This window comes from Ralstonia sp. RRA, assembly GCF_037023145.1.
Lineage (GTDB): Bacteria > Pseudomonadota > Gammaproteobacteria > Burkholderiales > Burkholderiaceae > Ralstonia.
In genome coordinates this window covers 1725282-1744398 of the sequence record NZ_CP146092.1, presented here as the reverse complement: position 1 = coordinate 1744398, position 19117 = coordinate 1725282, and the positions used below count along the sequence as shown (strand labels likewise).

The following is a 19117-nucleotide window of genomic DNA, read 5'->3' as shown; positions in this document are numbered from 1 at the left end:
TCGTGCGAGAACAGGTGTCGTCCAGCTTCAGTGAGCGTCAGCCGAAGGTGCGGCGGGCGGCGCTACCTTGCGCATCAGCAATACCATCGGGGTGGCAATGGCGAAGCAGACGAGAATCACAAGGAATGCGTCGGAGAAGGTCAGCGTGTGCGCCTCTCGCATGACCAATGCCGACAATTGCTTGAGGGCTGCGGCATCGGCGCCACTCATGTCATTGCCAAGTGCGACCGCGTTGGCGCTGATTGTCTGCAGCAGCGAAGCCATCGACTCGTTGCGAATATTCAGGTGCTCGGCCAGGCGCAGGAAGTGCAGGTTGGTGCGGTCATTGAGGATCGTGGCGCAAGCCGCGATACCGATGGCGCCACCGAGGTTGCGCATCAGATTGAACAGCCCTGAGGCGAGCTTCAATTTGGCGGGCGGCAAGCTGCCCAACGTGAGCGTGACGGTCGGGGCGACGGCGAATTGCTGCGCCATGCCGCGCAACGCTTGAGGCAGCATGAGCTCAGCGGCCCCCCAGTCATGCGTGATTGGCGCGAAATTCCACATCGAAACGGCAAACAGGCTGAGCCCAATCATCAGCAGCCAACGCAAATCCACGCGGTTTGCCAGGAACGCATAGAGCGGAATGGATGCCACCTGGAACAGGCCCGTCGAAAAGATCGCAAGCCCGATTTGCAAGGCGCTCAAGCCGCGCACCTGGCCCAGAAAGAGGGGCGTCAGGTAGATCGTTGCAAAGATGCCGATGCCGGTAACGAAGGAGAAGAAGCATCCCAGGGCGAAATTGCGGTCTTTGAGCGCGTGCAGATCGACGACCGGATTGGCATAGGTGAGCGATCGCCAGAGGAAAGCGATCCCTGCGAGGCCTGAAATCCATGCCGTCGCCAGGATGGTGTCGTCGCCAAACCAATCCCAGCGTGGGCCTTCTTCCAGCGTGTACTCCAGGCAGCCGAGAAATAGCGCCATGAGCACCATGCCCACATAGTCAGCGCCACGCAGCAGAGACCAGTCGGGTTTATCCACCTTCACCAGCATCGGCACCGCGATCGTGATGAAGATTCCAGGCACAAGGTTGATGAAGAACAACCAGTGCCACGAGAAGTTGTCGGTGATCCAGCCGCCGATGGTGGGGCCAAGGGTCGGAGCGAGGGAGGCGAGTCCGCCGATGATTGCCGCAGCCAATACACGCTGGCGCCCTGCGAAAAAGGCGAACGCCGTGGTGAACACCATCGGGATCATGGAGCCGCCCAGAAAGCCCTGCGCGGCCCGGAACGCAATCATGCTCTGAATGTTCCACGCGATGCCGCAGAGCAGGCTCGTAGCCGTAAAGCCCGCCGCCGACACCGCAAACAGCCAGCGCGTTGACATGACCCGAGCCAGCCAGCCGGACAGCGGGATGACGATGATCTCTGCGATGAGATAGGCGGTCTGCACCCAAACCGTTTCGTCGGCCCCGGCAGAGAGGCCGCCGCCAATGTCACGCAGCGATGCCGAAACGATCTGTATGTCGAGCAGGGCAATGAACATCCCCACGCACATCGTCGCGAACGCGAAGACCTTGGTCGACATTGGCAATTCACTGGGCAACACAAGGGCCGACGGGGGCGCACCCGTGGCGGTAGAGGCCGGGACGGTAGCTGCGGCGGCACTCATGATTTCACCTGTTCAACCGCATGCGTATCGATTTCAGCTTCTACGGACAGGCCGGGGCGAAGAACGCCGAGCTTGGCGTCTTCCGCATCGAGGACGATGCGGACTGGCACGCGCTGAACAATCTTGGTGAAGTTGCCGGTGGCGTTTTCCGGCGGCAGCACGCTGAACTGCGCGCCGGTGGCGGGGGAAAGACTGTCAACGCGACCATGGAAGATCTTGCCCGGCAATACGTCGGCGACGATGGTGGCCCGCATCCCGGGCTTCATTTTTGCCAGTTGGCCTTCCTTGAAGTTCGCGTCGATCCAGAGGCCTTTGGAGGGCACGATCGACAGCAGTTGACCGCCACCTGCGGCAAATGCGCCAACGCGTGCCCGCCGGTTCCCAATGGTGCCGTCAACCGGAGCGACGAGTTCCGTGTGGCCGAGGTTGATGCTGGCGAGATCCCGCTCGGCAATGGCCTGGGCCAGCGCGGCCTGGGCTTGCTGTTTTTGCGTGGCAATGACGTCCAGTTGGCGCTCGGCAGCCAGCACACCAGCCTTGGCCCTTTCACCATTGGCCACCGATTGCTTGTAGTCAGCATCGGCCTTCTGCGAACTCTGGATCGACACGGCCGATTTGGCGACCAGGTTGGCGTAACGCACTTGATCGTCGCGGGCTCGCACCGTATCTGCGTTGACCGCCGCTGCGGCAGCCTTGGCTTCCGCAATCGTTGCTAGCTGCAGATTCTGGCGCGCGTCCAGATTGGCGAGCAGTGCCTGCTGGGCCGCCACGGCCCCCTCTGCCTTCGCCAGTGCGGCGCGATAGTCGCGGTTGTCGATGCGTACCAACACATCGCCGGCATGGACTTGCTGGTTGTCGGTCACGGCAACCTCGGTGATATAGCCGGGTACTTTCGCTGCGATCAACGTCACGTCGCCGCCCACATAGGCGTCGTCAGTGCTCTGGACGAATCGCGCATCGGTCCACCAGTGATAGCCATAACCCAGAGCGACAAGCGCCGCTAGGGCAATGCCTCCGCGGATGAGCAGTGGTTTCCTGGCGCGCTTCGGTTTGACGGCCGGGGGCTCGGACGTGACGCGTTCGGCGGTTGCGGTGCTGGTCATGACATCTCTCCTGAGTCAAAGGTCTTCGGTCGCCGAAAGGGCGAGTTCGGTTAGGGCGAGTTCGGTTGGGTGGGCATCTTCCGAATGCCGTTCAAGCTGAATGCGGAGTGCTTCGCTGGCGGCTGGTCCGGGTGCGAGACGGTGGTCGTCAATGGTGATGGGCTCGCGGGTGAGCGCATCGACGACGAGGGGCTGAACAACGCGTCCGGATGCGCGCTCCACGAGTTGGACCATCGCGCCCTCCGGCGAGAAATGCTGGTTGCCCCACGCAATCAGCATCAGCAGGACAGGCCGGAATTCACGACCGAGGTCGGTGAGGATGTATTCGGAGCGCGGCGGGTGATTGTTGTATTGGCGGCGGGCGAGCATGCCGTCGTGCACGAGCCTATGCAAACGCTGAGCCAGCATGTTGGGCGCAATGCCCAGCCGCTTTTGGAAGTCGTCAAAGCGCGTTGTGCCGTAGAAGGCCTCTCTCAGGATCAGCACGGTCCAACTGTCACCAACGTGTCCCATGCCTCGTGCGATGGGGCAAAGCGTTCCTTTGTGTGATGTCCGGTGCATATGGCGGTCCCAGCCAAAAACAAGTTGCTATCACGATGAAAGTTAGTCTAGAGTAGTAACTATCATCATGCAAGTAAATAAGCGCGATGCCACTTTCATCGAAAGGACTCGTCATGGATCAGGAATCGTTTCCAACCTGGGGCACGCGCGTTATCGCTCGGCGTGCCGTTTCTTTCGCGGCGCTGGTGTTCATTGCGAGCGGTCTTGCCGCCTGCGCGGCGGGGCCGGATTACCGCAAGCCGGAGAGTGCGATGCCGGTTGCTTATCCACATGCCGCGGCGCTGGAAACGTTGAACGCTTCGCGGCAACCGATTTCGCTCGATACGTGGTGGGATGGCTTCAAGGATCCGGCGCTCACGAGGATCATCCAGCGTGCTCTGGATCAGAACCTCGACCTCGCCGCCTCGATTGCACGGGTCGACCAGGCACGCGCCGCCGCAGCGCACGCGGGGGCACAGTTGCTGCCCGAAGGCAGCGTGGGTGCCAACGTAAGCAAGCAGCGCCAGTCCACGCAAAGCGCGCTGGGCCGTCTTGCAAGCGCGCTGCCGGGATACGACCGAGATAAGACGTCGTATTCGGTAGGGGGCAGTGCAAGTTGGGAGATCGACATTGCCGGCGGACTGAGGCGCGGTGCAGAAGCTGCCGATGCGGAACTGGAGGCGGCGGAAGCCGGCCACGTTGGCGTGCGGATCCTGGTTGCCGCCGAGGCTGCGGATGCCTATTTCCGTGTGCGTGGCGCTCAGGACAGGATCGCGATTGCACGCCAGCAGGAAACCACCAGCCGGCAACTTCTTGAATTGGTCCGTCTGCGCCTTGCAGATGGCATTGGCGCGGAACGTGAACGAGCGGAGGCGGAGGCCCAACTGGCCCAGACGCGCGTAACCATCCCGCCGCTCCAGATCGAATTGGAAACCCAGCTCAACCGGCTCGACGTACTGATGGGGGCCCAGCCGGGGACGTACGCTGCCGAGCTTGATCAACCCGCCAATTCCATCGTTGTCCCGCAGATTGCTTTGGCGCAGGGGCCAGCCAATCTGCTGCAGCGTCGCCCAGACGTGATTGCCGCGGAGCGCAAGCTCGCCGCGTCTAACGCCAGAATCGGCGTCGCGACCGCTGAGTACTACCCGAAGTGGTCGCTCTCCGCGTTGCTCGGCTTCGAAAGTTTGTCCGCCGGCAAGCTGTTCACCGCACAGGCCTTCCAGCCGACAGGCTTGGCTGGTTTGCGTTGGAGGCTATTTGACTTCGGGCGCGTGGATGCCGAAGTGGCGCACGCCAAGGGAGCCTACGCAGAAGCTTTGGCCGACTATCGCAAGTCCATGCTGCGCGCTACCCAGGATGTCGAAGACGCGTTGATCTCACTCGCCCAGCTGGATGTACAAAGCCGCGAGCTCGCTACCGAGATCGACGCACATGCACGCGCTCGCAACGCCTCTGAAGAGGCATACAAGGGCGGGGCGGTCAGCCTATATGAAGTGCTGGAACAGGATCGCCAGTTACTGGCTGCTCGCGATCAGCAAGCACGTGTGCGTACCGACAATGCCCGCGCCGCGGTGGCCGCCTTCCGTTCACTTGGTGGCGGATGGTCTTGATCCAGCAGGCCGCCGGTTGCGATGACCGTGCCGGCAAGGCGCTGCAAGCGCACTGGAGATCATGATGACGATCGAATCGACGACATGGCGCAATCCGTCGGTGCAGACGACACCGTCGCATGCAGACCGCGAGATATTGCTCTTGACGAATCGCTTGAAGAAAGCCTTGTGGCGCACGCAGGAGCTTGAACTGGAAAGAGAAAGCCTGAGCGTGCCGCAATGGCTGGTTCTGTCGGGACTGGCGCAGAACGAGGGTGGGACGCTGACGCATTTCTCGCGGTTGCTCGGTTATGACGCGGGTTCGCTGTCGCGTGTCATCCACCAACTCAGGCTTCGAAAGCTGGTCATGACCGACAGGGCTTCTCAAGACCGACGCAACGCGCTGCTGCAACTCAGCGATGCGGGCTTCGCGCTTTACCAAACGATCGAATCCAGAACGGCTGGCCTGCCGCCGGTGCTGACCACGGCTTTGGGGCGCCGACGAATGATGGTCCTCGGAGGCTTGATGGAGCGGGCGATTGCCTTGCTGGAAGTCGACGCCATTCCATCGAAATCCGAGGTGCTTTCACCATGACCCGTTCATGTATCGACGGTGGGGCGAACCTGGGTTCATCCAAACGCAATTCTTACGGCTTCAGCTAGGAGGACAGAAATCATGAACACGAGAGAAGTTGTGTTGTGCCATCCGGTCCGTACGGCCATCGGCGCATTCAATGGCGCACTGAAAGGCACGGCGGCGGTAGACCTGGGCGCTGTGGTGATCGCTGAATCGTTGCGGCGTTCAGGTGTTGATGCCGGCCTGATCGGCAGTGTCGTATTCGGTAACGTCATCCAAGCCGGCAACAAGATGAATCCGGCGCGCCAGGCCGCCATCGGAGCGGGCTTGCCGGTATCGGTACCCGCCATGACCGTCAATCGGGTGTGCGGATCCGGTGCTCAGGCCATCGCGACAGCCGCTGATGAAATCAGGCTCGGCTACCTTGATGCGGCCATCGCCGGGGGCATGGAGAACATGGACCGTGCGCCCTACCTGTTGCCATCCGGTCGTTGGGGCAATCGGATGGGGGACGCCGCACTCCACGACAGCGTGCTGCTGGACGGCTTGCTGGATGCATTCTCCGCAGAGCATTCCGGTTGGCATACGGAAGACCTGGTCACCCGCTACAAGCTGAGCCGAGAAGAGCAGGATCGTTGGGCAGAACGATCGCAAAGCCGCTTTGCCCGCGCGCAGCAACAAGGGCGGTTTGTAGAGCAGATCGTTGAGGTGCCGGTGAAGGTGAAGAATGGTTCGGCTGCATTCAAGATCGATGAGGCGAATCGGCCCGACACCACGCTTGAAGGGCTCGCTCGCTTGAAGCCGGCATTTCGCAAGGACGGCACCATCACCGCTGGCAATGCGCCGGGCATCAACAGTGGTGCGGCAGCCGTGCTGGTGGCAGAACGTGCATTTGCCGAGCGCCATGGCTTGGTACCGATGGCGCGGCTGACGGCTTATGGTGTGGGCGCCGTCGAGCCGGGCCTGTTTGGCCTGGGGCCCGTGCCCGCGGTACGCCAGGCATTGCAGCGTGCGCAGTGGACGCTGGGTGACGTCGAGCGCATCGAAATCAATGAGGCGTTCGCGGCCGTTCCGCTGGCGGTGGCTGCCGAACTCGGGTTGCCGCAGGACATCATCAATGTGGACGGCGGAGCCATCGCACATGGTCACCCCATCGGCGCGACCGGAGCCGTTTTGACAACGCGGCTTCTGTATTCGATGCGCGCAGACGGGATTCAACGCGGCATCGTGACCCTCTGCATTGGCGGTGGGCAAGGCATCGCGCTGGCGATTGAAACCCTTTGATGACTTGAGTTGTCTCTATTCGGCTAGCATAACGATAGTTACCTACCCAGAGAGTACGCCATGCAGAGAAAGACCTTCCGCGACATGCCATGCCCGATCGCACGCAGCCTGGAGCGGGTAGGCGAGTGGTGGAGCATTCTGATCCTGCGCGAAGCGTTTTATGGGGCGACGCGCTTCGATACGTTCCAGAAGAATCTGGATATCGCACCGAACATGCTGACACGTCGCCTCAATGGGCTGGTCGAAGAGGGGCTGCTGGAGCGTCGCCAGTATTCGGAGAAACCGCCGCGTTTCGAATACGTATTGACCGAATGCGGCCACGATTTCCAGCCTGTTCTGCTGTCCTTGCTGGCGTGGGGGAATAAGCATTTTGCGCCCGAAGGTATCAGTGCCCAGCTTGTGGACAGAGAAACACGAAAGCGCGCGGAGCCTCTGCTTGTTGACGCCAAAAGTGGCAAGCCGCTGGACTTCGAGCGCTTTGTCATTGCCTCAGGCCCCGCTGCGCCCGAAGGCATGCGCCGCCGTCTGGCGGATGCTGCCGAGTACATGACGGCGGAGAGCGGCCACAAGGTGCAGGCGAGGGCCAAGCGTTGACGTGGTGTCAACGCCCTGCCGCTGTCCAGACCCAGTACCTGCTCCCACGCGGGTGACGATTGCTCTTCATGCGCGAGATTGACCGGGGCGATACCGCGCCGCTGGCGTTCCGTTGCTGAGCGGCATTGAGCGTTCTGTGCGCGCAGTGATCCGGAAAAAAGAAGTCCGTTGAAAAGGAGGCTTATAACCCTTTGATTGATAAAGGGTCGCGGTGCCAATAAAAAGGGCAACATGTCCGTCGGGCCCCCTCAATTTAGCTCCATGGACCGTGCAAAATCTAGCAATGGTCTGTTGAGGCTGGGTGTCACAAGCCTTGGCGCGCTGAGCCTTTGGTATCACTGCGGGTGTGCGGGTGCTGGCCTCTTTCAGGCATGGCCGCATTCTGTCTACATCACTGTCGAGCCGTTCCTGTGATCCACGGCGAGTAGCATTTGCAGCAGCGCTGCGTTGGTGCGATCCGGATGTTCCAGATGGGGCGCGTGTCCAGCACCGGAAATCGTCGCCAACCGCGCTGCGGGATGCAGTGCCTGCGTGGCGCGTGATACGGACGATGTATAGAGGCGGCTGTGCTGGCCGTACACGTGAAACAGGGGCCAGCGTGCCTCTTGCAACACCACGCGGAAGTCCTGTTTGGCCATATCTTCCCAGAGTGCAGCGAGGGTGTGCGGCGCGCACTGGCGCATCATGCGTATCACGTTGCATGACTGCTCTAGCGTTGGTTGCGCTCCCTTCGCCCATAGGCCCGCGGCCACAGGCGCGTGCAAACCTTCCCAACGTTGCTGAATCCGGTCGGTCATCTGCTTGGCTTGCAGCATGTCATAGCGGCCGTGCAGTCCATGTGGCCAATCCGGGCTGGTGACGAGCTTTGGCGTCATGTCGATGCTGCCGATCATGGTGATGGGCAAATCGGGTTGGCTGCGCATCAACTCCCACGCAACCATGGCTCCCATCGACCAGCCGATCACAATCACGTCGTCGAGTGAGAGATGGCGTATCAACGCCGCCACATCCATCGCAAGCCCGGCGATGGTTGCGCCAGAAGGCCGTAGTGCTGCAGACAAGCCGTGGCCCGCATGGTCTGGCGCGATGAGGCGGTAGCCCTGCGTTGTCAGCGCGCGCTGCCCGTCAAACGTCTCGCCTGATACGGACCAGCCATGCAGCAACAGCACTGGTCGTCCGCTGCCAGCCTCACGCCAGCCAGGGAGTCCCGCGCAAGCGGCGTGTTCTACGAAGGCAGGCGGAGTGCCGCAAGCGAGCACCGAGGGCAGAACATTCACCGGCAGTTCCTCGAAAAGGACAGGGTTCGGCGTTGCCGTGCGGGAAAGTCATCTATTGACATCCGGATTCTGGCGTTTATATCATGAAACATGAATCAGTCATCATGTTTTGCGGGCGCAGTTTCGTGGTGATGCCCGTGCAGCGAGGTAGGGATGTCCCAAGTAGAAGCCGACGTAACGCAACCCAAGACCGCACGCGGCCAAAAGACGCGCGAGGCATTGCTGCGCGCGTCCGAAAAGGTGTTTGGCGAGAAGGGCTACTACACCGCATCGATCTCCGAGATCACGCAGGAGGCCGATGTCGCCATGGGCACGTTCTACCTGTACTTCAAGGACAAGGAAGACGTGTTTCGTGCGCTGGTGGCGCACATGCTGCAACTGGTGCGCACGCACCTGCGCAAGCATGTTGCTGCGGCCACGTCACAGATGGAAGCGGAACAACTGGGCCTGAAGGCGTTTCTGTCATTCGTCTCTCGCCATAAGAATCTGTACCGCATCGTGCTGGATTCGTATTCGGTGGATGAGAGCATTTATCGCGGCTACTTCCAGGTGTTTGCTGATCTGTACAAGCATCGCCTTGACGACGCGGTGGCGCAGGGCGAGCTTGCGCCGGGTGACTCCGAGGTCCGTGCCTGGTGCCTGATCGGCATCAGCAATTTTCTCGGCATGCAATACGCGTTGTGGGAAAAGCCTGCATCAATGGACAAGGTGGTTGCAGCCGCGCACGACTTGATCACGCACGGGCTCGCGGCGCGATGACGACGTAAACGAAAGACGGCCACCGCCACCCAGAATGCAGCGGGGCCGAACCACTCAAGGAAGGAGACAACGATGCAACGCAATCGCACGGCCATCCGTGTACTGGCACTCGCAGTCGGCCTGCTGGCAGCTGCCGGCGCATTGGCTAAAGACATCAAGATTGCCCACGTCTATGACAAGACCGGCGCGCTGGAGGCCTACGCCAAGCAGACGCAGACCGGCCTGATGATGGGGTTGGAGTACGCCACCGGCGGCACGATGACCGTGAACGGTAACAAGCTGGTCGTGGTAGAGAAGGACACCCAGGGCAAGCCCGACGTGGCCAAGGCCCAGTTGGCGGCTGCGTACAGTGACGATCGCGCCGACATTGCCGTCGGCCCCACCTCTTCCGGTACGGCGCTGGCCATGCTGCCGGTCGCAGAGGAGTACAAGAAGGTCTTGCTGGTGGAGCCGGCCGTGGCCGATTCGATTACCGGCGACAAGTGGAACCGCTACATCTTCCGCACGGGCCGCAACTCGTCGCAGGACGCGATTGCCAACGCGGTGGCGCTGGACAAGCCGGGCGTGCAGATCGCCACGCTGGCACAGGATTACGCCTTCGGCCGCGATGGCGTGAAGGCGTTCAAGGGCGCCCTCAAGAACGCCAAGGTCGTACATGAGGAATACCTGCCGACCAACACCACCGACTTCACCGCCGGCGCACAGCGCTTGTTCGATTCGCTCAAGGACAAGCCGGGCCGCAAGATCATCTTCATCATCTGGGCTGGTGCGGGCAACCCGTTCAAGATTGCCGACCTGGACCCGAAGCGCTACGGCATCGAGATCGCCAGCGGCGGCAATATCCTGCCCGCCATGACGGCCTACAAGAACCTGCCGGGCATGGAAGGCGCGACGTACTACTACTTCGGCATTCCCAAGAACAAGGTCAACGAGTGGCTGGTGTCGACGCACTACGCCAAGTTCAAGACTCCGCCCGACTTCTTTACGGCGGGTGGCATGGCAGCCGGCATTGCATTGGTAGAGGCGCTCAAGAAGACGGGCGGTGACACCAATACCGAAAAGCTGATCTCCACCATGGAGGGCATGTCGTTCGACACGCCCAAGGGCAAGATGACCTTCCGCAAGGAAGACCATCAGGCCATGCAGTCGATGTACCACTTCAAGATCAAGGTGGACCCGGCATTTGCGTGGGGCGTGCCCGAGCTGGTGCGGGAGATCAAGCCCGAAGAGATGAACGTGCCGATCCGCAATCGCCGCTGATGCGCGAACATGCCAACCCCACGCCCGCGCTGGAGACGCGTGGGCTGACGATCCGCTTTGGCGGTCATGTGGCCGTCAGCGCGGTGTCGTGCGCGTTCCAGCCGGGCGAGCTGACGTGCATCGTCGGCCCCAACGGCGCGGGCAAGACCACGTACTTCAACCTGATCTCCGGACAGTTGCCGCCCACGGCAGGGCAGATCCTGCTCAATGGTGAGGACGTGACGCGCATGCCCGTATCGGCCAAGACGTGTCGCGGTATCGGCCGCGCATTCCAGCTCACGAGCCTGTTCCCGAACCTGCCGGTGCTGGAGAACGTGCGGCTGGCCGTCCAGGCGCATCAGCATCGCGGGCTGGATCTGTTCTCGGTGTGGAGCAGCCACCGCGCCATTCGCGAAGAAGCGCTGGCCTGCCTGGAGCGCGTGGCCTTGACCGACAAGCGCAATCAGCCGGTGGCCTCGCTGTCGCATGGGGACCAGCGCAAACTGGAGGTGGCCATCCTGCTCGCGCTCAAGCCGCGCATCTTCATGTTCGACGAGCCGACTGCAGGGATGAGCGTGGACGAAGTGCCGGTGATTCTCGATCTGATCCACGAGATCAAGCAGGACAAGAGCAAGACCGTGCTGCTGGTGGAACACAAGATGGATGTGGTGCGCTCATTGGCCGACCGCATCATCGTGCTGCACAACGGTACGCTGATGGCCGATGGCGACCCGGCCGAGGTGATTGCATCGCCCATCGTGCAGCAGGCGTATCTGGGTACGGCCGAAGTGATAACGGAAGCCATGACGGAGGTGGCCCATGGCTGATACCCAGCGCCAACCGGTCTTGCACCTGGCTGACGTGCAGACCCATATCGGGCCGTATCACATCTTGCACGGCGTGAATCTTGAGGTGCCGCGCGGCGGCGTGACGATGCTGCTCGGCCGTAACGGCGCGGGCAAGACCACCACGCTGCGCACCATCATGGGTTTGTGGCAGGCCAGCGCGGGCAAGCTTGAATTCGATGGGGTGGACATCACGAAGCGGCACACGCCTGCCATTGCCCAGCTTGGCATTGCGTATGTGCCGGAGAACATGGGCGTGTTTGCCGATCTGACCGTCGCTGAAAACATGCGCCTGGCCGCGCGCGGCGGCCCTGTCGACGCACAACGGCTCGAGTGGGTTTTTCGCATGTTTCCGGCGCTCAAGATTTTCTGGCACCAGCGCGCGGGCGTGCTGTCCGGCGGGCAGAAGCAGATGCTGTCGGTGGCGCGCGCCATCATCGAGCCGCGCAAGCTGCTGATCGTTGACGAGCCCACCAAGGGGCTGGCGCCGGCCATCATCCAGAACATGATCGCCGTGTTCAGAGAGCTGAAGCAGACCGATGTTTCCATCCTGCTGGTGGAACAGAACTTTCACATGGCGAAGTCAGTGGGTGACACGGTGGCCGTGATGGACAACGGCAAGATCGTGCACGCCGGCCGCATGGCCGCACTGGCTGAAGACGAGGCGCTGCAGCAGCGGCTGCTCGGCCTGTCACTGGCGGCGCATCAATGAGCGGCCTTGCCATGGAACCACAGCGCTCTGCGGAGCCGACACCGATGACGACTTCCACTGCCTTGCCGAGCACTGCCGCCGCGCCGGCCAACCTGCCCAAGGTCCGGCTCGACTGGATGCCACTGGTACTGGTGCCACTGCTGATGTTAGCGGCGCTACCGATGGTGGGCAGTACGTCGACATGGCTCACGCTCACGGTGGCCGGGCTGGCGATGGGCATGATCGTCTTCGTGGTGTCGTCGGGCCTGACGCTCGTGTTTGGCCTGATGGATGTACTCAATTTCGGGCACGGCGCGTTCATTGCGCTGGGCGCGTATGTGGCCGCCTCGGTGCTGTTGCCGATGCAGGCGTGGGTGGAGGCCGACAGCCTCCTGCTCAACCTGGGTGTGTTTGCATTGGCCATTGCGGCGGCCGTGGTGGCTGCTGGCGCGGTCGGCCTGTTCTTCGAACGCGTAGTGGTGCGCCCAGTCTATGGCCAGCACCTCAAGCAGATCCTCATCACCATGGGCGGCATGATCGTCGCCGAGCAGCTCATCAAGGCCATCTGGGGCCCCGAGACGATCGCCCTGCAGGTGCCCGCAACCTTCCGTGGTGCCGTGCTGCTGGGCGATGCGGCCATTGAGAAGTTCCGTCTCATCGCAGTGGTGCTGGGGCTGGTGATCTTCGTGGCGATGTTGCTGGTGCTCAACCGCACGCGTGTCGGCTTGCTGATCCGCGCCGGGGTGGAAAACCGCGAGATGGTGGAGTCGCTCGGCTACCGTATCCGCCGGCTGTTCATTGGCGTGTTTGTGGTGGGGGCGGCGCTGGCGGGCCTGGGCGGTGTGCTGTGGGGGCTGTATCAGCAGAACATCACGGCGGCGATTGGCGCGCAGGTCAATGTGTTGATCTTCATCGTCATCATCATCGGCGGGCTGGGGTCGACCACCGGTTGTTTCATCGGCGCGGTGCTGGTGGGGCTGATGGCCAACTACACGGGGTTCCTGTTCCCGAAGGTGGCGCTGTTCTCGAACATCCTGCTGATGATGCTGATCCTGCTGTGGCGGCCGCAGGGGCTGTATCCGGTGGCCAAGCGTTGAGGAGGGTGGCACCATGATCCGAATACTTTCTGGTGATTTGCCCCGCAGCCGCGTGCTGACCGCGTTGCTGGCTGTCATCCTGCTGGCGCTGCTGTGCGCGCCGTTTGTGTTTCCGGGCGCGAGGGCGCTCAACATGGCAGCCAAGATCTGCATCTTCGTCGTGCTGGTTGCCAGCTACGACTTGCTGCTCGGCTATACCGGGGTGGTCTCGTTCGCACACACGATGTTCTTCGGCATCGGCGGGTATGGTGTGGCGATTGCCATGTCCAACATGGCGCCGGGGTGGAGCGCGCTGGCAGTGGGCACGCTGGGCGCGGTGGTGGTGTCGGCGGTGCTGGCTTTTGTGATCGGGCTGTTCTCGCTGCGTGTGCGGGCAATCTTCTTTGCCATGATTACGCTGGCGGTGGCCACGGCGTTTGCCACGCTGGTCTCGCAACTCTCCGACTGGACGGGGGGTGAGGACGGTCTGACCTTCAAGGTGCCCGAAGTGTTCACGCCGGGCTTCTCATTGGGCGACGCCGAATGGTTTGGCGTGCCGCTCAACGGCAAGTTGCTGTCGTACTACTTCGTGCTGGTGTGCGCGGTGGTGCTGTTCCTGATGCTGCTGCGACTGGTGAATTCGCCGTTCGGGCGTGTGCTGCAGGCCATTCGCGAGAACGACTTCCGCGCCGAGGCCATCGGCTATCGCACCGTGGTCTACCGCACTGTGTCGACCGTACTGTCCGCCGTATTTGCGACGCTGGCTGGTGTGCTGATGGCGCTCTGGCTGCGCTACAACGGGCCCGATACCTCGCTGTCGTTCGAGATCATGGTCGACATCCTGCTGATCGTGGTGATTGGCGGCATGGGCACGCTGTACGGCGCGGTCATCGGCACGACGCTGTTTCTGCTCGCGCAGACCTATCTGCAGGACGTGATGAAGCTGGCCAGCGATGCGACCGCAGCCGTGCCGCTGCTATCGAACCTGCTGCATCCGGATCGCTGGCTGCTGTGGCTCGGCCTGCTGTTCATCCTGAGCGTGTACTACTTTCCGCAGGGCGTGGTGGGGCGGCTGCGTGGTCACTCGAGCCGCCACGACACACTCGAGATCGCGTCATAACGGAGCCCCCGATATGGTCGTCGTCGATTGGCTGCACAAGAACGCCCAGCACACGCCCGACAAGGTGGCGTTGGTGGACGTCGACGCTGGCCGCTGCGTGACCTATCGACAGTTCGACGAACGGGCGAGCCGGTTTGCCGAGGTACTGATACAGCAGCTGAAGCTGGCGCCCGGTGCGCGGGTGGCTGTGCTGGCACACAACAGCGCCGCGTATTTCGAGATGCTGTACGGCTGCGCGAAAGCCGGCATGGTGATGGTGTGCCTGAACTGGCGCCTGCCGGTGCCGGAGCTGCTGCCGATCCTGCAGGACTGCACGCCGGACGTGCTTGTAGCAGGCGACGGTTTCGTCGACGTGGCCGCAGACTTGCAGCGCGCGCTGCCCGTGCGTGTGCTGTATCTCACAGATGGGCAGCCCATCGACGTCCCGAGGGGTTGGATCGAATTCGAGACTGCGCTGGCCGGCGCATCCGGCAACGTCATCGACATGCCATGCCGCGACGAGCACGACGTCTGGCACCTGCTCTACACCTCCGGCACGACCGGCCGCCCCAAGGGCGTGATCCAGACCTATGGCATGGTGTTCTTCAACGCCGTCAATGCCATGCTCGCCAACAAGATCACGCGCGATGACGTGTTCCTCAACGTGCTGCCGTTTTTTCATACGGGCGGGCTGAACCTGTACGCCAATCCCGTGCTGCACGCGGGCGGCACGGTGCACATCCTTCGGCAATTCGATGCGCAGGTATCGCTCGACAAGCTCGACCGCCGATCGGGCGAGGGCATCACGATGTTCTTCGCCGTGCCATCGGTGTACTTGTTCCTGAGCCAGCATCCCGGTTTTGCGGGGGCGGATTTTTCAACCGTCCGCAGTATGGCTGCCGGTGGCTCGCCGGTGCCGCAACCGCTGCTGCAGGCGTACCTGGATAAGGGCGTGACCATCTGCTTCGGCTTTGGCATGACAGAAACCGGCCCCACCGTGTTCGTTTGCGATGAAGCCACGGCGCGCCGCAAGATCGGCACCATCGGCAAGCCGGTCGGCTCGATGCTTACGCGTGTGGTCGACCCATTGGGCCATGACGTTGCCCCCGGTGAGCGAGGCGAGTTGCTGATCAAGGGCCCAGGCATCACCCCCGGCTACTGGAACATGCCCGAAGCCACCGCCGCAGCCATCCGGGATGGCTGGCTGCACTCCGGCGACATCGCCTACACCGACAGCGATGGCGATTACTACATCGTCGATCGCGCGAAGGACATGTTCATCTCTGGCGGCGAGAACGTGTACCCCGCCGAAGTGGAGAACGTGCTGTTCCAGCTTCCTGCGATTGCCGAGGCCGCAGTCATTGGCGCGCCGGACACGCGTTGGGGCGAGGTTGGGGTAGCGATGGTGGTGGTGCGCGCCGGCGCCTCGCTCGATGCAGACAGCGTCATCACCCACTGCAAGACGCAGCTGGCAGGCTACAAGGTCCCGCACCACGTGCGCTTTATCGACGCGCTGCCACGCACGCCGTCCGGCAAGGTGGAAAAGCACAAGCTGCGTGCGCAGTTCGCGGCGCATTGAGGCGGCGAGCCTTCAACGTATCCGGGAATGTCATCCATGCCACCCTCCAGTGTGCGCGTGCTCACGCAGTTGGACTTCAACCGCTTTGCCGCGCTCTCGCACGACGACAATCCGATCCATTGCGATCCCGCGTTCGCCAAGACCACCCACTTTGGTGCGACCGTTGCGCACGGCATGTTCCTGTTCTCGCTGTTGGGTGCACAGATCACGCGCAGCTTTGCGCAGCCCGTGTTGCCAATCACGCAGACGTTGATGTTTCCGCGCCCCACGTTTGTCGCCGACAGCGTGGTGGCAGCACTGGCGCTGCAGCCCTCGCCGGGCCCGGGAGCCGTCGCGCTCGACACCGAAGTCCGCTGCCTGCCGCGCACCGGTGATGCGCTGAGCGACCCCGCTGCGCAGGTCACGGCGCACGGCCAGGCACACGTGCTGCTCGACGCAACCGCCGCTGGGTTGGCGGATGCGAGCGCTTCGATGTTTGCCGCAGATGCCGTGCAGCCTCCGGGCGATGCTGCGCTGTACCGCTTACGCGTGGGTCAGTCCGCGCGGACAACCCGCGCTTTTACGACGGCAGACATTGACGAGTACGCCGCGCTGTCGGGTGACGGCAATCCGTTCTTTACCGACACCGCATTTGCACGCTCGCGCGGCTTCGACGGCGCGCTCGTGCCGCTGCCACTGCTGGGCGGCATGTTTTCCGACTTGCTCGGCACGCGCTTGCCCGGGCGCGGGACCGGCTGGATGAAGCAGGCGCTGCGCCTGTGTTCTGCCGCGCATGTTGGCGAGCCGCTCACCGCGTCGGTGCGCATCGTGCGGCTGCGTGCCGACAAGGAACTGGTCAATCTTGCTGCCGACGTGCATGGCGCCGACGGCCGGATCGTGGTGCAAGGCGAGTCGCTGGTGCTGGTGCGCAACCTCGAAGACAAGCGTACCGAAATCGCCGCATAGCTCGACGTGAGCAGTCTCGTTGCAGAAGGATGCTTCAAGCGAAACATCAACAACAGGGAGGCACGATGAAAGCGATGCAAGGGAAGGACAGTGGCCGCCGATTGCGCGGCGCACTGCTGGTGACGATGGCCGCGTCCGGCGCGATCGGCTTGGCAAGTTGCGGCGGTAGCAATGACAACAACCCGACGCCGAGTAACGTCAAACCGTCGTTTGTCGGCACCGTAACGGTCACGCATTTCGACGGTGTGAGCGACGATCTGCTGACGGCCGGGCTGGGTGCGTCCGGGTTGGCGTCGGCCACGGCACCCACTGTGGCCAACGCCACCGCGCCGACAGCAACCGAGCTGCGCCGCCTGGCCATCTACAACAACTACCGAGCGCTGGTCGATACTAACGCCAAGGGCGGTTACGGCACGCTCTACGGCCCGAACGTGGATGCCAGCGGCAACGTCACCTCGGGCAGCGGCATGGTGCCGGGCGTGGAATACGTCGCCTATTCCGACGACGGCTCCGGCCAGCAGAACGTGGTGTTGCTGGTGCAGATTCCAGACGCTTTCGACGCAGCCAACCCGTGCATCATCACCGCCACGTCATCGGGCTCGCGGGGCACTTACGGCGCGATCTCCACTGGCGAATGGGGCCTCAAGCACAAATGCGCCGTCGCCTATACCGACAAGGGCACCGGTGCCGGCCCGCACGACCTGGCGACCGATACCGTGCCGCTGCAGGACGGCACGCGCACCACGCGCGCGGCTGCTGGCAGCAAGGCGCAATTTGCCGCGCCGCTGACCGACACCCAGCTTGCCGCATTCAACCTTGCGACGCCAAACCGGCTGGCATTCAAGCACGCACATTCACAGCGCAACCCTGAGAAGGATTGGGGCCGCTTCACGCTGCAAGCCGTGCAGTTTGCGTTCTGGGCGATCAATGACAAGCTCGGCGGCGGCAGCGCGCCCAATGGCAGTGCGCTGGCGGTGCGCCCCGACAACACCATCGTCATTGCCTCAAGTGTGTCCAATGGCGGCGGCGCGGCCATTGCGGCAACTGAGCAGGACACCACGCACCTGATCGACGGCGTGGCCGTGGGCGAGCCCGGGCTGAACCTGCCGGCATCGGCCAACGTACAGGTGCAACGCGGCGGTGTGACGCTGCCCGTCACTGGCAAGCCGCTGTTCGACTACGTGAGCTACGCTAACGCGTTCCGTCTGTGCGCCGCGTTGTCGTCCAGCGTGTCGGGCGCACCCACGCAGTTGTTCTTTGCGGGCAATATTGGCTGGCCGGCCAGCGTGCAAGCCAACCGCTGTGCAGCGCTGCACGCCAATGGCCTGCTGACGTCCACCACCACGGCTGCGCAAGCAGACGAAGCGTTGCAGAAGATGCGCACCTACGGTTGGGAACCCGAATCGGATCTCGTGCACGCTTCGATGGCGTATTTCGAGATTGATCCGTCGGTCGCGACCACCTTCGGCAACGCGTTGGCGCGCGCCAGCGTGCTCGATAACCTGTGCAACTTCAGTTTTGCCGCGGTGGATACCTCGTTTCACCCGACTACGGTCAACGCCACGGCTCTTGCGCAACTTGCTGCCACCGGCAACGGCATTCCGCCCACCACCGGTGTCCAGTTGATCAACAACCTTGCACAGGGCGGTGCCACGCAGAGCAAACAATCAGTCGATTCCTCAGGTACGCAGGCGGCCAACCTGGACGGCGCGCTGTGCTTGCGCAAGCTGCTGACCGGTGCAGATGCTGCTTCGCAGGCGCTGCAGCTTGGCATTTCGCAGACATTGCGCACCGGCAACCTGGGCGGCAGGCCAACCCTGATCGTGCAGGGCCGCAACGACGCGCTGCTACCGGTCAATCACGGCGCGCGGCCTTACCTCGGCCTCAATGCGCAGGTTGATACGAGCAGCAAGCTGTCGTATATCGAGGTGACTAACGCGCAGCACTTCGATGGCTTTATCGACCTCGTGCCTGGCTACGACACCCTGTTCGTGCCGCTGGTGCTGTATGAACAACGCGCGCTGGATGCGGTGTACGCCAACCTGAAGAACGGTGCACCGCTGCCGCCCTCCCAGGTGGTGCGTACGACGCCGCGTGGAGGTACGGCGGGCTCGGCACCGGCCATTGCGGCCACCAATGTGCCGAACTTCACGAATACGCCCGCAGCAGCCGACCGTATCTCAGTCAGTGTCTCGGGTGGGGTAGCAACTGTGTCTGTGCCCAACTGATCCCGATCCGACGCAGGGCGCTCCATTGCGGAGGCCGCCCTG

General features: G+C 62.7%; 17 protein-coding genes. 13 read left to right on the top strand and 4 right to left on the bottom strand.

Going from position 1 to position 19117, the window contains the following annotated elements; translation table 11 throughout:
* Positions 1 to 27: 27 nt before the first annotated feature.
* Genes V6657_RS25870 through V6657_RS25860 form a run of 3 tightly spaced genes read right to left on the bottom strand, consistent with a single transcriptional unit; the run spans position 28 to position 3266 of the window.
* Positions 28 to 1650, bottom strand: coding sequence for a DHA2 family efflux MFS transporter permease subunit (locus tag V6657_RS25870; protein ID WP_048931422.1), 1623 nt, complete (start codon positions 1648 to 1650; stop codon positions 28 to 30).
* Positions 1647 to 2753 carry an HlyD family secretion protein gene (locus tag V6657_RS25865; protein ID WP_048931421.1) on the bottom strand — a complete coding sequence of 369 codons (1107 nt, stop codon included), beginning with the start codon at positions 2751 to 2753 and terminating at the stop codon, positions 1647 to 1649. Before V6657_RS25865 ends, V6657_RS25870 begins: the two co-directional genes overlap by 4 nt.
* 15 nt (positions 2754 to 2768) lie before the next feature.
* A complete protein-coding gene (locus V6657_RS25860) occupies positions 2769 to 3266 on the bottom strand; it encodes a helix-turn-helix domain-containing protein (RefSeq protein ID WP_248694743.1) in 498 nt (165 codons plus the stop codon).
* A 299-nt stretch (positions 3267 to 3565) separates the two neighbouring features.
* On the opposite strand from V6657_RS25860, the gene V6657_RS25855 reads away from it, so the two are divergent.
* The 4 genes from V6657_RS25855 to V6657_RS25840 all read left to right on the top strand — a co-directional run bounded on the left by V6657_RS25855 (position 3566) and on the right by V6657_RS25840 (position 7337).
* Complete coding sequence (locus V6657_RS25855; protein WP_248694757.1) at positions 3566 to 4903, top strand: efflux transporter outer membrane subunit; 1338 nt, start codon at positions 3566 to 3568, stop codon at positions 4901 to 4903.
* Positions 4904 to 4964: 61 nt separating this feature from the next.
* Positions 4965 to 5477 carry a MarR family transcriptional regulator gene (locus tag V6657_RS25850; RefSeq protein ID WP_137884614.1) on the top strand — a complete coding sequence of 171 codons (513 nt, stop codon included), beginning with the start codon at positions 4965 to 4967 and terminating at the stop codon, positions 5475 to 5477.
* A gap of 81 nt (positions 5478 to 5558) precedes the next feature.
* Entirely contained in the window at positions 5559 to 6743 is a 1185-nt protein-coding gene (locus tag V6657_RS25845) for a thiolase family protein (protein ID WP_048931418.1), read from the top strand.
* Positions 6744 to 6803: 60 nt separating this feature from the next.
* On the top strand, positions 6804 to 7337 hold the full coding sequence (locus V6657_RS25840) for a helix-turn-helix domain-containing protein (RefSeq protein ID WP_031329014.1): 534 nt from the start codon (positions 6804 to 6806) through the stop codon (positions 7335 to 7337).
* A gap of 386 nt (positions 7338 to 7723) precedes the next feature.
* On the opposite strand, the gene V6657_RS25835 is transcribed toward V6657_RS25840, so the two are convergent.
* Complete coding sequence (locus V6657_RS25835; RefSeq protein WP_248694742.1) at positions 7724 to 8614, bottom strand: alpha/beta hydrolase; 891 nt, start codon at positions 8612 to 8614, stop codon at positions 7724 to 7726.
* A gap of 153 nt (positions 8615 to 8767) precedes the next feature.
* Between V6657_RS25835 and V6657_RS25830 the strand changes: the two genes are divergently transcribed.
* The 9 genes from V6657_RS25830 (at position 8768) to V6657_RS25790 (ending at position 19075) form a co-directional block, all read left to right on the top strand.
* Entirely contained in the window at positions 8768 to 9373 is a 606-nt protein-coding gene (locus V6657_RS25830) for a TetR/AcrR family transcriptional regulator (protein WP_048931417.1), read from the top strand.
* 72 nt (positions 9374 to 9445) lie between these two features.
* Positions 9446 to 10633, top strand: a complete 1188-nt coding sequence (locus tag V6657_RS25825; RefSeq protein ID WP_048931416.1) for a substrate-binding domain-containing protein — start codon at positions 9446 to 9448, stop codon at positions 10631 to 10633.
* Entirely contained in the window at positions 10633 to 11439 is an 807-nt protein-coding gene (locus V6657_RS25820) for an ABC transporter ATP-binding protein (RefSeq protein WP_048931415.1), read from the top strand. The genes V6657_RS25825 and V6657_RS25820 overlap by 1 nt, the downstream gene beginning before the upstream one ends.
* Positions 11432 to 12169 carry an ABC transporter ATP-binding protein gene (locus V6657_RS25815; RefSeq protein WP_048931414.1) on the top strand — a complete coding sequence of 246 codons (738 nt, stop codon included), beginning with the start codon at positions 11432 to 11434 and terminating at the stop codon, positions 12167 to 12169. Before V6657_RS25820 ends, V6657_RS25815 begins: the two co-directional genes overlap by 8 nt.
* Before the next feature lie 44 nt (positions 12170 to 12213).
* Complete coding sequence (locus tag V6657_RS25810; RefSeq protein WP_048931616.1) at positions 12214 to 13245, top strand: branched-chain amino acid ABC transporter permease; 1032 nt, start codon at positions 12214 to 12216, stop codon at positions 13243 to 13245.
* A gap of 13 nt (positions 13246 to 13258) precedes the next feature.
* The gene (locus V6657_RS25805) at positions 13259 to 14344 is read left to right on the top strand and encodes a branched-chain amino acid ABC transporter permease (RefSeq protein ID WP_048931413.1); all 1086 of its coding nucleotides are present in this window, start codon (positions 13259 to 13261) and stop codon (positions 14342 to 14344) included.
* Positions 14345 to 14357: 13 nt separating this feature from the next.
* Entirely contained in the window at positions 14358 to 15902 is a 1545-nt protein-coding gene (locus V6657_RS25800) for a long-chain fatty acid--CoA ligase (protein ID WP_048931412.1), read from the top strand.
* 36 nt (positions 15903 to 15938) lie between these two features.
* Entirely contained in the window at positions 15939 to 16847 is a 909-nt protein-coding gene (locus tag V6657_RS25795) for a MaoC/PaaZ C-terminal domain-containing protein (protein WP_048931411.1), read from the top strand.
* A 65-nt stretch (positions 16848 to 16912) separates the two neighbouring features.
* The gene (locus V6657_RS25790) at positions 16913 to 19075 is read left to right on the top strand and encodes a 3-hydroxybutyrate oligomer hydrolase family protein (RefSeq protein ID WP_048931410.1); all 2163 of its coding nucleotides are present in this window, start codon (positions 16913 to 16915) and stop codon (positions 19073 to 19075) included.
* Positions 19076 to 19117 lie beyond the last annotated feature (42 nt).